This window comes from Flavobacterium aestuarii, assembly GCF_040049115.1.
GTDB classification, from domain to species: Bacteria; Bacteroidota; Bacteroidia; order Flavobacteriales; family Flavobacteriaceae; genus Flavobacterium; species Flavobacterium aestuarii.
Genome location: NZ_JBDLZZ010000002.1, coordinates 152,784 through 166,063 on the forward strand (window position 1 = coordinate 152,784; position 13,280 = coordinate 166,063).

Sequence of the window (13,280 nt, forward strand, 5' to 3'; positions counted from 1 at the left end):
CAGCTTTCGGGCTGTTTTTTTTATGAATAGCATCAGGAATGCCGAGAAAAATAATTTGTAGTTTTGAAAAAAAAATAATGTTATGCTGAAACTTTCAGAAATCTGGGTATATCCAGTGAAATCAATGGGTGGAATTTCGTTACAGGAAGCTCGTGTTACTGATCGCGGATTGGAATTAGACAGGCGTTGGCTGCTGGTAGATGATGATGGCCTATTTTTATCGCAGAGGGAGCATCCGCAGCTGGCTCTTTTTCAGCCTCAGGTTGTTAATGATAAATTAAGGATTGCACATAGAGAGTTTTTGGAATCGATAGATTTAGAGCTCCGGCCTATTTTTTCAGCTTCGAACCAAAAAGTTAAAGTAACCGTTTGGGATGATACAATTGATGCATTTGAGGTGAGTCAGGATGCCTCGGATTGGTTTACAAAATTATTAGGATTATCGGTTCGGTTGGTATACATGCCTGATGAAAGCAAGAGGAAATTAGATCCAGATTATGCAATTTCGGGAGATGAAATTACATCTTTTGCTGATGCTTATCCTTTTTTGATTATTGGGCAAAGTTCACTGGACGATCTTAATGAACGTTTAAGAGAAAAAATTACTATAAACCGGTTCAGGCCTAATTTTGTTTTTACCAATGGCATGGCTTTTGAAGAGGATTTCTGGCGCGACTTTACTATTGGGAATCTTTCTTTTGTTGGTGTTAAACGATGTGACCGCTGTGTAATGACTACTGTTGATCAGGAAAAAGGAATCGTTGCCGGCAAAGATCCTTTGAAAACATTAGCTAAGTACAGAAACTTTGGAAATAAAGTGCTGTTTGGACAAAATCTGATTGGTCTGGATACAGGAATTGTCTCGGTTAATGATAAAATAAAGGTGTTTACTCATAGTAAGTTGAAATATTAGGAGTTGTTAAAACAAACAAAAAAGGAATGTAAATCATTCCTTTTTTTGTATCTTGTAGTTGTTGATATGAATAATAAATCTGTTTTAGAAAAAAAAATGAATGGCAGATTTACTTCATGGACAAACGTTTTAAATGTTTTTAAGTAAAGATTTTGATTAATTTTTGTAAACTGTCTGTGATGGATGTAAGGTTTTGAAACTCCAGTATCACATATTAAGTCTGCAATAAATTAGAGTGAGAGAGTAGTAATTAATTAGCCCTAAATGAAATCAATTTCAAGCCAAATCTTAACCTATATTTCGATCTCTTTATGCGTTGTTTTTATTGGACGTTATTTTTACGGCATCCATTCCAGAACACAATTTGAGACAGAAAGATTAAAGCAGAATAGCATACGTATATGCACACGTCTGGCAAATTTTTCTGTAAAACCAATTCTGAATCATGATTTAGAATCCATTCAATCTTATCTTAATGTTGAAGGCCTGGACGAGAACATTCGTTCTATTCAGATTTTCGATCAAAATAATCGTTTTTATGGGGGTGTGCTGCATACAAATGGCAAAGTGCATATTATAAAAGATGGTGCGTTGCCTGATCTGGATAAAGATTCAATTGTTCGGCCAGTTTTGTATCAGGGAAAGACGATTGGAAAAGTTGTTCTTTATCCTGATAAAGAGCCTTTATTGCAATATATTGGAGAATTAAAACTGCTGTTTTTTGTAGAATTAGGGATGTTTTTTCTAGTTCTTGCGGTTATTCAGCTTTTTATAATAAAAATTGTAGTTATTAATCCTCTTTCGTCATTAAGAAATTGGGTATCATCAATTAATACAGATGAAAAAATTCCAGAGCCCAAATTATTTCATAGTACTGAAATTGATATTGTAACAGTTGCTATTTCTCAACTAGCAGACCGATTGATTTCTGCACTTAAAGAAAATATCAGTAAAAGCAATCTGATACTTGAAAAAGAAACTCTTATAACCGCTATAGGTACTAATCTGACTGGCGGAATGATTTTTCGTCTCACAACACACGAGAATGGTTTACGACAGTTTACTTATTTAAGCGGTTCATTTAAAAAGCTGTATGGATATTCACCCGAAGAAGGAATTGCTGATCCTTTAATTATTTTTGGCAGTGTGGTAAAGGAAGATGTGCAATCTCTATTAGACGCTGAAACAGCATCCAAGAGGGACTTATCTACCTACAGATGTGAAGTGCGCATGATTAATCCTGATGGGACTATACGTATTTCCAGATTTGTTTCAACTCCTACACTCATGGAGGATGGTTCAATAAGCTGGGATGGAATTGAACTTGATATTACAGATTTAAAAAAGGCTCAGGCCGATTTACAGCAAAACCAGTTCTTACTGGAAAGTATAACCGAAGGATTGCCGGATAGTATTTTTGCCAAAGATATTAATGGCTGTTTCTTGTTTGTTAATTCTGCGCTGGCGAATCGGGTGAATAAAAAACCTCAGGATTTTTTAGGAAAAGATACAAATGTTCTTTTTTTGCCCGATGAAGCAAATAAGACTTTGGAGAAAGATTTTGAGATAATGAAATCTGGTGTAATTCAGACTTATGAAGAAGAAAAGATGACCTTGACAGGAAAAGCTTTCTATTTGACTACCAAAGGGCCTATTATGGACGGAGAAAGTAATATTGTTGGCTTGTTTGGGATAAGCAGGGATATAACGAAGCAGAAAAGAGAAGAAGAAGCCTTGAGAGTGTCGCAGGAAAAGTTTGAATTTGCTTTTGATTCCAGTCCTAATGCAATTTTAATACAAGACGAAGGAACAGGGAGATATTTAGGAGCTAATGCTTCAGCTACCAGTGTTTTTGGATACAGTAAGGAAGAAATTTTAGGGAAAACCCCGCTGGAACTAAGCTTGTACAAAGATTTAGCTAATCGAAAAAAGGTGCTGGAAACCCTGAAGAGAGAATTGTACATTGACAACATGGAAATTGTAGGGCGTCATAAATTGGGAATGGATCTGAATTTACTGCTAACAGTTGTACGGAGGTTTATTGATAATAAGCCTTTCCTGTATATCAATGTACAAGATGTCACCGAGCGTAAAAAGGTGGAATTGGAATTGCAAAAATTAAATCTCGACAAAGACCGTTTTATATCCATACTGGGACATGATTTGAGAGGGCCTGTCAATTCGATTAGTACGCTGTTGGATATCTTGAATAAAAATTTCAATGATATGTCAATGGAAGAAATCGAAGAAATAATCCATTTAGTCTATCAGTCAACAAAAAGGACTTCCAGGTTATTGGACGATGTACTGCTGTGGGCAACTGCCAAGTCGGGTAAAATGGAATTTAATCCGCAGAGAATTAATTTTAAAAAGGACTGCAAAGTTATTGCCGAACTGCTTCAATTTACTGCTTCGGTAAAAAAAATTGATGTCGAACTAATTTGTGAGGATTCATTAGTAGTATATGCTGATAAAAACATGCTGGATACAGTGTTAAGGAACTTGATTTCAAATGCTTTGAAATTTACCCGCGAAGGAGGCAATATTAAGATAGCTGCAAAAAAAAATAGTGATGAAACAGTTGTTTCCATTATTGATAATGGTGTTGGAATTTCGACTAAAGACATCGATAAAATATTTGACAAAGCACAATTGTTCAGTTCAATTGGGACAAATGAGGAAAAAGGTACGGGTTTCGGTTTGAAACTCTGTCAGGAATTCATCGAAAAACACGGTGGAAAAATCTGGGTGGAAAGTGAAGCTGGAATTGGAAGTGCTTTTCATTTTTCATTGCCAAATGAGGGATAATAATCCCAATGAGCGAAAAGTTTAGTGCTGTCCATATAGAGGAATACAGAGACAATTGTCTGTAATTTAATAAAAAAGTTTTTTAAGAAGAACCTTGCCCTGATGCCTTTTATTTATTTTGCCAGTGAAAAATGGATTTAAGACCTTGATTTCTTGAAATAATTGACTAAAATTCAAATTGCTAAAAAGCTTGTTTGGGTTGCAAAAAATTCATAATTTTGCGACCCAATTTTATAATGTAAATAAAAGACGAAGATGGATATCAAAAGAGTAGCAAAAGACGCTGTGAATGAAACAATTGTTATGACAGTTGTTCACATGGATTATAAAGGACAAGTAGCGAAAAGACTAAACGAAAAATTGCCTTTGGCACAAGTGAAAGGTTTTAGAAAAGGGCAAGTGCCAAAAGACCTTGTTGAAAAACAATATGGAAAAGGCATCAAAAAAGAAGAAGTTAAGAAAGTAGTAGATTTGGCTTTGGAGCGTTTTGTGCAATCTGAAAGATTAAACCTTTTGGGAACTCCGCTTGCTGTCGAAAACGAAAACCTGGATTGGGATGCTGAAGAATTGGTTTTCGAATTTGAAATTGGTTTAGTGCCACATTTTGAATTGGATCTTGAAGCTAAAAATGATATTGTAAAATATGTTGTTACTGCCGATGATAAATTAATTGATGGTCAGGTGGCACGTATCCAAAAACAATTTGGAAATGCAAATCCAGTTGAAAAAGTTACTGCTGATGCCGATATTACTGGAACTTTTACAAATGCTGAAAACGGAATTGACAATAAAACGACTTTCTCTTTAGATGTATTCAAAGACAAAGCTACTGCAGATTTATTCATCGGAAAAGAAGTTGGAGATGTGGTTACAGTAAACACAAAAGGTTTATTCCAAGACGATCACCAATTGATGGATTACTTGAAAGTAGGTCACGATAATGTACATACTTTGGCAGTTGATGTAGATTTCACTATCAGCGCAATCAATGTTTCTGAACCAGCTGAATTGAATCAGGAATTATTCGATAAATTATTCGGAGAAGGAAAAGTAGCTTCTTTGGAAGATTTGAAAGCAAAAATCAAAGAAGATGCTGAAGCTCAATTTGCTCAGCAGGCAGACCAGAAATTATTGGCAGACGTTCAAAACTTTTTAGTTGAAAACACCAAATTTGACTTGCCATCTGAATTCTTAATCAAATGGCTTCAGACAGTGGGAGAAAAACAATTAACTCCTGAAGAAGCAATTGTAGAATATGCAAGATCTGAAAGAGGTTTGCGTTTCCAATTGATTGAAGGAAAAGCAATGGCTGCAAGCAATATCCAAATCACTTTTGAAGACTTGAAAGCATTCACAACAAACGCTATCAAACAGCAGATGGCGCAGTTTGGACAAACAAACCCAACTGACGAAGAAGTTCAAGGAATCGTGGCTAGAGTTTTATCTAACCAGGAAGAAGTAAAAAGACTTTCTGATCAAGTAGTTGCTGCTAAATTATTGGATTTATTCAAAGAGAAAGCAAATCCAACTACCAAGGAAGTAACTTACGAGGAATTTATCGCTGCTTCATACGGAGAATAAATTTTAGTCTATAATGTCAAAAGTTGTAAAGTCAAAAGTTGTGGCGGGGCTTTTTAGTCGTATTCCAAATTTTAAGATTTTATTACAGATATGGAAAGATAAAAAATAGTTATATTTGAGCGTCAAAAGATTAATTTTTGACGCTCTTTTTTTAAGTTTTAAGCTTACGTTTTAAATTTTTATTTCATAAATTTCAAAACTTATCAAATATAATAAGAAGACAAATTGGCATCATTTATAAAAAGGGTACGAACTTTGTTTCATTCGTTTAAAGTCACTTTGAGACTTTAGACTTTCAAACTTTTAAACTTAAAAATATGGACTACGGAAAAGAATTCAAAAAATTTGCGATTAAAGGTCAAGGAGTAAATGCAATGTACTATGATAAAATAGTATCGGCAATGAATCCAAAAGGTATGACTCCCTATATAATTGAAGAGCGCCAGCTGAATATTTCTCAATTGGACGTTTTTTCAAGGCTGATGATGGACAGAATTATTTTCCTTGGGACAGGAATTGATGATCAGATTGCAAACATCGTTCAGGCTCAGTTATTATTCCTGGAAAGTGCAGATGCGTCAAAGGATATTCAGATTTATTTGAATTCACCTGGAGGAAGTGTTTATGCTGGTTTGGGAATTTATGACACTATGCAGTACATCAAACCGGATGTTGCAACAATCTGTACCGGAATGGCCGCTTCTATGGGGGCAGTTCTTTTGTGTGCGGGTGCAGCGGGTAAACGTTCGGCATTACCGCATTCAAGAGTAATGATTCACCAGCCGTCTGGAGGTGCACAAGGAGTTGCTACAGATATGGAAATCAATTTACGCGAAATGCTGAAACTGAAAGATGAATTGTATAATATTATTTCTCAGCATTCAGGACAGACTTTTGAAAGAGTTCACAAAGACAGTGAGCGCGATTACTGGATGAAAGCTGATGAAGCCAAGGAATACGGAATGATTGATGAGGTTTTAAGAAGAGGATAAATAGTTATTGGTTGTCAGTTGATAGCTGTTGGATTTTAACCAGCAGCTATCAACCAGCAGCTATCAACCAAAAAGAGAATGGCAAAACAAGTATTACAATGTTCTTTCTGCGGAAGGAAAAAACCAGAAACTAATTTGCTGATTGCGGGAATCGATGCTCACATTTGTGATAAATGCATCGAACAGGCTCACGGAATTGTTCTGGAAGAATTAAAAACAAACAAAGGCACTAAGCTGGTTGGCGATTTAATTTTAAAGAAGCCAAAAGAAATCCGGGCTTTTCTAGATCAATATGTTATAGGGCAGGAGCAGACTAAAAAAGTAATGTCGGTTGCGGTTTACAATCACTACAAACGTTTAATGCAGCAGCAATTGGACGATGAAGTAGAGATTGAAAAAAGCAATATCATCATGGTAGGCCAGACAGGTACAGGAAAGACACTGGTAGCCAAAACCATTGCCAAAATGTTAGACGTTCCATTGGCTATTGTAGATGCAACTGTATTGACGGAAGCAGGTTATGTAGGGGAGGATGTCGAAAGTATTTTGACACGTCTTTTGCAAGCAGCTGATTATGATGTAACCAAAGCCGAAAGAGGAATTGTTTTTATCGACGAAATTGATAAAATTGCACGCAAGAGCGACAATCCTTCTATCACTCGTGATGTTTCTGGTGAAGGTGTGCAGCAGGCTCTATTGAAATTATTGGAAGGAACAGTTGTAAACGTACCGCCAAAAGGAGGGCGTAAACATCCAGACCAGAAATTTGTTGAGGTAAATACTCAGAACATTTTGTTTATTGCCGGAGGTGCTTTTGATGGAGTAGAGCGTATCATTTCAAAACGATTGAACCGTCAAGCTGTTGGATATTCTACTTCTAAAAATGCGGATAACATAGATAAAGACAATTTGCTTCAATATATTATTCCAAAAGACATTAAAGATTTTGGATTAATTCCTGAGATCATTGGCCGTCTGCCAGTTTTGACCCATATGGATCCTTTGGATAGAGCCACTTTGCGTGCGATTTTAACACAGCCTAAAAACGCTCTGATCAAACAGTACCAGAAGCTGTTTTTAATGGACGAAGTGGATTTTTCTATTACAGATGAAGCTTTGGACTTTATTGTAGAGAAAGCTTTGGAATACAAGTTGGGAGCTCGTGGACTACGATCATTATGTGAAGCGATCTTAACCGATGCTATGTACGAATTGCCAAGTTCTGATGATAAAAAATTAGAAATTGATATGGAATACGCCAAAGAAACTCTGAATAAAAATTTATTGAAACGTTTGGAGATTGCTTCATAAGTTTTATTGTAAAAAAATAATACTAAAACCTGCTTTTCAATACAGCAGGTTTTTTTTGTACTTTGTGTTTGGTTTTGAAATAATTGTTTATCAATGAAAAATAAGAATCTTGAAATCGCTTGTTTTAATCTGGAATCTGCGATTATAGCACAGCAATATGGGGCAGACAGAATTGAATTATGCGCTGATATGCGAGAAGGAGGAACCACTCCGGATTTTGAAATTGCTTTAAAAGTACGTTATGCGTTAAGTGTAAAAATGAATGTAATGATCCGTCCAAGAGGAGGTGATTTTGTTTATAACGAAGCCGAGTTTGAACAGATGAAATCAGAGATTCAGCAATTCAAAAAAATGAAAGTAGATGGATTCGTATTCGGAATCTTAAATCATGATAATAATGTTGATAATCTAAGAAATAAGGAGTTAGTGTCACTTGCAAGCCCGCTTCCTTGTACTTTTCATCGTGCATTTGATGTGGTTTCTAATGTTTTTGAAGCTTTAGAGACGGTGATAGATTGTGGTTTTGAAACGTTATTGACTTCTGGGCAGGAAAAAAATGTGATAGAAGGAATAGAGGTTTTAAAAGGTTTAGTAACAAAAGCTGATGAAAGGATTGTAATAATGCCTGGCGGCGGGCTGAGATTCTCGAATATCGCATTGCTGGATCAAAAAATAAATGCTTCTTTTTATCATTCTTCAGCCATTACCGATTTTAGTGAAATTGCAGATGGTAATGAAATTGCAAGGATAAAATTCTCTTTGCAATAAATTTGTGAATTGCTATGATTTAGTAAAAAGACAGCTGATTTTTTGCTATAGAACAAATGATATAGTTTGTTTATTTTGTCAAGTGAGTGTTTTTTTTACTGTTAAAAAATATTTTTATTTTATATTATTTGTTAAATTTATGGAAAAAATCATAACAAAATGATAACAGTAAAATGCACAGTAGAGGCTCCTATCGAAGAGGTTTGGAATTTATGGGTGTCCCCGGAACACATTACAAAATGGAATAACGCGTCAGATGATTGGCATACGCCTTATGCCGAAAATGATTTGAAAGTAGGCGGAAAATTTAAATCTACAATGGCTTCAAAAGACGGGACTATGAGTTTCGATTTTGAAGGAGAATACTTAGAAATAAAAAATCATTCCTTTATAGAGTATAAAATGGCTGATAATCGAAAAGTAGATGTTTACTTTGTTGGCCTAGAGAATGGAGTGGAAATTATTGAAAGCTTTGATCCCGAAAATGTAAATTCCGAAGAAATGCAGCGTGAAGGCTGGCAGGCAATTTTAGATAATTTCAAAGATTATGCGGAGGGGCTTTAAATAGTGAAATGATTGTTTAGGAATTTTAAAGCTGTTTTTATAAGTTGCAAATCCAAAAAGAAATATTGTTTTTTTAATGAATAGCCTGTATTTTAACAGCTAGATTTAAAGTCTGATAAATAACTAATTTAAAAAATAAAAAATATGGCAGCAGTAAATCCGTATTTGGTTTTCAATGGAAATTGTGAGGAAGCATTTCTGTTTTATAAATCTGTATTTGGAGGCGAATTTCCGTATATCGGAAAATTTAAAGATATGCCTTCAGATGAAAACAGTCCAGGATTATCAGAAGCTGATGCAGACAAAGTGATGCATGTGTGTTTGCCGATTGGCAATACTGTTTTGATGGGAAGTGATAGTAATGAGGCTAGCGGAGATGTTGTTTTCGGATCAAATGTTTCAATTTCAATCAATGCCGAAAGCGTAGCTGAGGCCGATAGGATTTTCAATGGGCTTTCGGCTGGAGGAAATCCTTATATGCCTATGAATAAAACTTTTTGGGGTGCTTATTTTGGAATGTTTACTGATAAATTTGGGATTCATTGGATGGTTAATTTTGATGAAAATCCAGAAAAATAATTACTTTAATTATATCATTTCTCACAGTCAGATTTTGAGTATAGAAAAGCGCTTAAATCTTTTGGAACAGGATATTGGTATGTCGTATTTCTTTTGATTTACTGCGCTTATTGTTTTTGATGATAGCAGATACAGCAGCAATAATTGCTGAGTCTCTTTCTACTGCTCAAATCAATCTGATTTTTTTTATTTATAGGGTTTTATAAAAGAGGATCAAAGTGCAGAATTTAGCTTATGTGAAAAAGATTCTGGGTAGGATGGTATTATTTTTTGCCTTATAGATTACAAGTGATTTAATCCAAAAAAATCAAATCATTATCTGAAAAATCCAGAATTTCAGAAGCAGAAGCGGATTTTACAATTTCATCAATTCCTTTCTGAACCCTTAATTCAGTGGTGTATTTTCTGCTTAATGCAAAAGGTGCTCCATCCAAAAACAGCTTAAAAAAATACTTTCCTCCGGCAGATCTTTGTTTTTCAAAAGTCGCCAGTCCAACATTGCTTTTAAAGTACTCAATTGCTTCTTCAGCTTCAAACTTAAGTTCATATTTCATGCTGGTGAAAATCACTTTGCCTTTTTTGGAAGTAAACACAAACTTATATTGATCGTCAAATCTTTTACTAATTACAAATGCCCCCATTTATTTGATTTAGAAATTTAGATTACAGATTTTTTTAGAATTCAAAACCATTTATATTCAACAAAAGTTATAAATGTAATTTCTATAAATAAAAAAAGCTCCAAACGTAGTTTGAAGCTTTTTTGTACTCAGAGCGGGACTTGAACCCGCACGAACATTGCTGTTCACTGGATTTTAAGTCCAGCGTGTCTACCAATTTCACCATCCGAGCAGAATGTTTTTGCTTTTTTAATTGGTAAATTTTATAATTTTTTACTCCAACTATCTGAGCATTGTGTAGTTTTGAGCGAAAAACGGGGCTCGAACCCGCGACCTCGACCTTGGCAAGGTCGCGCTCTACCAACTGAGCTATTTTCGCATTTCAATTTTTAAAAGAACCACAATATCTGTTTGATATTGCGGTTGCAAATTTAGAACATTTATTCAATTACACAAGCCTTTTTTTGAAAAAAAACAAAGATAAAATTTAACGTTCTGACAACGATAGCTTTAAAATTGAAAAATTATTTCCTAGACAGCATTCTTTTGATCTCATTGAGTTTCATCAATGCTTCTACAGGAGTAATTGCATTTATATCCAGATTAACAATCTCTTCTTTTATCTCTTCCAGCAAAGGATCGTCGAGATTAAAGAAACTCATCTGCATTTCTTCCTTTTCTGATTTTATACCGTTCAACACGTCACTCGAATGATTTTTCTCCAGTTTCTTCAACATTTTTTGAGCTCTTGAAATCACAAGTTGTGGCATACCCGCCATCTTGGCCACATGAATACCAAAACTATGTGCACTTCCGCCTTTTACCAGTTTTCGGATAAAAAGTACCGTATCTTTCAATTCTTTTACCGAAACATTGTAATTCTGAATACGAGGCATCGTCTCGGTCATCTCATTCAATTCATGATAATGCGTTGCAAACAAGGTTTTCGCCTTCGAAGGATGCTCATGCAAAAACTCGGCAATTGCCCAAGCTATAGAAATTCCGTCATAGGTACTGGTTCCTCTTCCAATCTCATCCAGAAGCACCAGACTTCGATCGGAGATATTATTCAAGATAGAAGCCGTTTCGTTCATTTCGACCATAAAAGTAGATTCACCCATCGAAATATTATCCGAAGCTCCAACCCTCGTGAATATTTTATCAACAATACCCATTCTAACGCTTTCTGCAGGCACAAAACTTCCCATCTGTGCCAGCAGAACAATCAAAGCCGTTTGACGCAAAATAGCCGACTTACCCGACATGTTTGGTCCAGTAATCATAATCAGCTGTTGTGTTTCCCGATCTAAGAACACATCATTTGTAATGTACGGAACTCCAACAGGCAATTGTTTTTCGATTACGGGATGCCTTCCTTCTTTAATATCCAATTCGAATGTTTCGTCAATTTCCGGACAAACGTATTTATTCTCTATTGCCAACTGCGTAAAACAACACAAACAATCCAATTGCGCCACCAAATTAGCATTCATCTGAACCGGTTTGATATAGGTTGCCACCCAGCTCACCAATTGTTCAAACAAGTCACTTTCTATTTTTTGAATTTTTTCTTCCGCACCCAGAATTTTGGTCTCGTATTCTTTCAGTTCCTCGGTAATGTAGCGTTCAGCACTTACCAAGGTTTGCTTTCTGATCCATTCAGCTGGAACTTTGTCCTTATGCGTATTTCGAACTTCGATATAATATCCAAAAACATTATTAAAAGATATTTTCAATGAAGAAATTCCAGTGCGCTCCGATTCTCTTCTTTCGATTCCTTCCAAAAACTGCTTTCCAGAGGTTGATATTTCACGCAGTTCATCCAATTCGGCATTGATTCCTTTGGCAATCGCATTTCCTTTGGCAATAGCCACAGGAGCATCCTGATTTAGGGTTGTCTGTATTTTTTCGCGAAGCAGATCACAACTGTGCAGACTGTCACCAATTACTTTTACCGCTTCCTGTGGACTGGATAACGCCAATGTCTTGATTGGAATAATGGCATCCAGTGATTCTTTCAAATAAACCACTTCACGAGGCGAAACCTTTCCGGTTGCGATTTTCGAAATCAAACGCTCCAGATCGGAAATTTGCTTGATTTGATTCTGAATGTTTTTTAAAACATCTTGGTTTTCGTTCAAATAAGAAACCACCTGATGACGGCCTTTTATTTTATTCGCATCTTTCAAAGGCAAAGCCAGCCAGCGCTTCAACAAACGCCCACCCATTGGCGAAAACGTTTTATCTATTACATCCAATAACGTAACAGCATTCGGATTATAACTGTGATACAATTCGAGATTGCGAATCGTAAATCGATCCATCCAAACATAAGCATCTTCGGCAATTCGATGAATAGCGGTAATGTGCTGTACTTTATTATGCTGTGTTTCGGACAAATAATAAAGAATCGCACCCGAAGCGATGATTCCTTCCTTTAATTCTTCGACACCAAAACCTTTTAAGGAAACTGTCTGAAAATGCTTTGTCAGGGTTTCAAGTGCATAATCTTCCTTGAAAATCCAATCCTCCAAATAGAAATTATGAAAATCCTCTCCAAAAATTTCACGGAATTCACTTTTATTATTTTTTGGAACCAAAACTTCGCTTGGATTGAAATTTTGAAGTAATTTATCAATATACTCTGCATTTCCTTGCGCAGTAAGAAACTCTCCTGTTGAAACATCCAAAAAAGAAACACCAATCATTTTATTGGCAAAATAAACAGCCGCCAAAAAATTATTTGTTTTGGAATGCAAAACCTCATCATTCATCGAAACTCCGGGAGTCACAAGTTCTGTCACGCCACGTTTCACAATGGTTTTGGTCATTTTTGGATCTTCCAATTGATCGCAAATAGCAACACGAAGCCCTGCTTTAACCAATTTAGGCAGATAGGTATTGATAGAATGATGCGGAAAACCTGCCAGTGCAGTCTCGGTCTCGGAACCGGCTCCCCTTTTGGTTAATGTAATCCCCAGAATCTTTGAAGATCGAATTGCATCTTCCCCAAATGTTTCGTAAAAATCTCCAACCCGGAACAGCAAACAGGCATCAGGATATTTCCTTTTGATTTCGTTGTATTGCTTCATTAACGGAGTCTCTTTAGCTATCTTATCTTTTGCTGCCAAAATTGTTGTATTT

Annotated in this window: 10 protein-coding genes and 2 tRNA genes; 8 read left to right on the plus strand and 4 right to left on the minus strand. The window is 35.8% G+C overall.

What is annotated here, in order from left to right; translation table 11 throughout:
• Positions 1 to 82 precede the first annotated feature (82 nt).
• The 8 genes from ABEG11_RS02605 (at position 83) to ABEG11_RS02640 (ending at position 9,516) form a co-directional block, all read left to right on the plus strand.
• Positions 83 to 913: an MOSC domain-containing protein gene (locus ABEG11_RS02605; protein WP_348822645.1), complete on the plus strand. Its 831-nt coding sequence runs from the start codon at positions 83 to 85 to the stop codon at positions 911 to 913.
• A gap of 264 nt (positions 914 to 1,177) precedes the next feature.
• Positions 1,178 to 3,721 (plus strand): PAS domain S-box protein, encoded by a 2,544-nt coding sequence (locus ABEG11_RS02610; protein ID WP_348822646.1) that lies wholly within the window; start codon positions 1,178 to 1,180, stop codon positions 3,719 to 3,721.
• 255 nt (positions 3,722 to 3,976) lie between these two features.
• Entirely contained in the window at positions 3,977 to 5,302 is a 1,326-nt protein-coding gene (locus tag ABEG11_RS02615; protein ID WP_348822647.1) for a trigger factor, read from the plus strand.
• Positions 5,303 to 5,619: 317 nt separating this feature from the next.
• The gene (clpP, locus tag ABEG11_RS02620; RefSeq protein ID WP_348822648.1) at positions 5,620 to 6,294 is read left to right on the plus strand and encodes an ATP-dependent Clp endopeptidase proteolytic subunit ClpP; all 675 of its coding nucleotides are present in this window, start codon (positions 5,620 to 5,622) and stop codon (positions 6,292 to 6,294) included.
• A gap of 78 nt (positions 6,295 to 6,372) precedes the next feature.
• Positions 6,373 to 7,605: an ATP-dependent Clp protease ATP-binding subunit ClpX gene (gene clpX, locus ABEG11_RS02625; protein ID WP_348822649.1), complete on the plus strand. Its 1,233-nt coding sequence runs from the start codon at positions 6,373 to 6,375 to the stop codon at positions 7,603 to 7,605.
• A 93-nt stretch (positions 7,606 to 7,698) separates the two neighbouring features.
• Positions 7,699 to 8,373, plus strand: coding sequence for a copper homeostasis protein CutC (locus ABEG11_RS02630; protein WP_348822650.1), 675 nt, complete (start codon positions 7,699 to 7,701; stop codon positions 8,371 to 8,373).
• A gap of 159 nt (positions 8,374 to 8,532) precedes the next feature.
• On the plus strand, positions 8,533 to 8,937 hold the full coding sequence (locus ABEG11_RS02635; RefSeq protein WP_348822651.1) for an SRPBCC family protein: 405 nt from the start codon (positions 8,533 to 8,535) through the stop codon (positions 8,935 to 8,937).
• 144 nt (positions 8,938 to 9,081) lie between these two features.
• The gene (locus ABEG11_RS02640; protein WP_348822652.1) at positions 9,082 to 9,516 is read left to right on the plus strand and encodes a VOC family protein; all 435 of its coding nucleotides are present in this window, start codon (positions 9,082 to 9,084) and stop codon (positions 9,514 to 9,516) included.
• Between the two features lie 293 nt (positions 9,517 to 9,809).
• Here the strand turns inward: ABEG11_RS02640 and ABEG11_RS02645 are convergent, their stop codons facing one another.
• The 4 genes from ABEG11_RS02645 to mutS form a co-directional block, all read right to left on the minus strand.
• Positions 9,810 to 10,157, minus strand: a complete 348-nt coding sequence (locus ABEG11_RS02645; protein WP_348822653.1) for a YegP family protein — start codon at positions 10,155 to 10,157, stop codon at positions 9,810 to 9,812.
• Between the two features lie 125 nt (positions 10,158 to 10,282).
• Positions 10,283 to 10,368: transfer RNA gene (locus ABEG11_RS02650), tRNA-Leu, on the minus strand.
• Positions 10,369 to 10,442: 74 nt separating this feature from the next.
• Positions 10,443 to 10,515: transfer RNA gene (locus ABEG11_RS02655), tRNA-Gly, on the minus strand.
• A 145-nt stretch (positions 10,516 to 10,660) separates the two neighbouring features.
• Positions 10,661 to 13,267, minus strand: coding sequence for a DNA mismatch repair protein MutS (gene mutS / locus ABEG11_RS02660; protein ID WP_348822654.1), 2,607 nt, complete (start codon positions 13,265 to 13,267; stop codon positions 10,661 to 10,663).
• Positions 13,268 to 13,280: the final 13 nt, after the last annotated feature.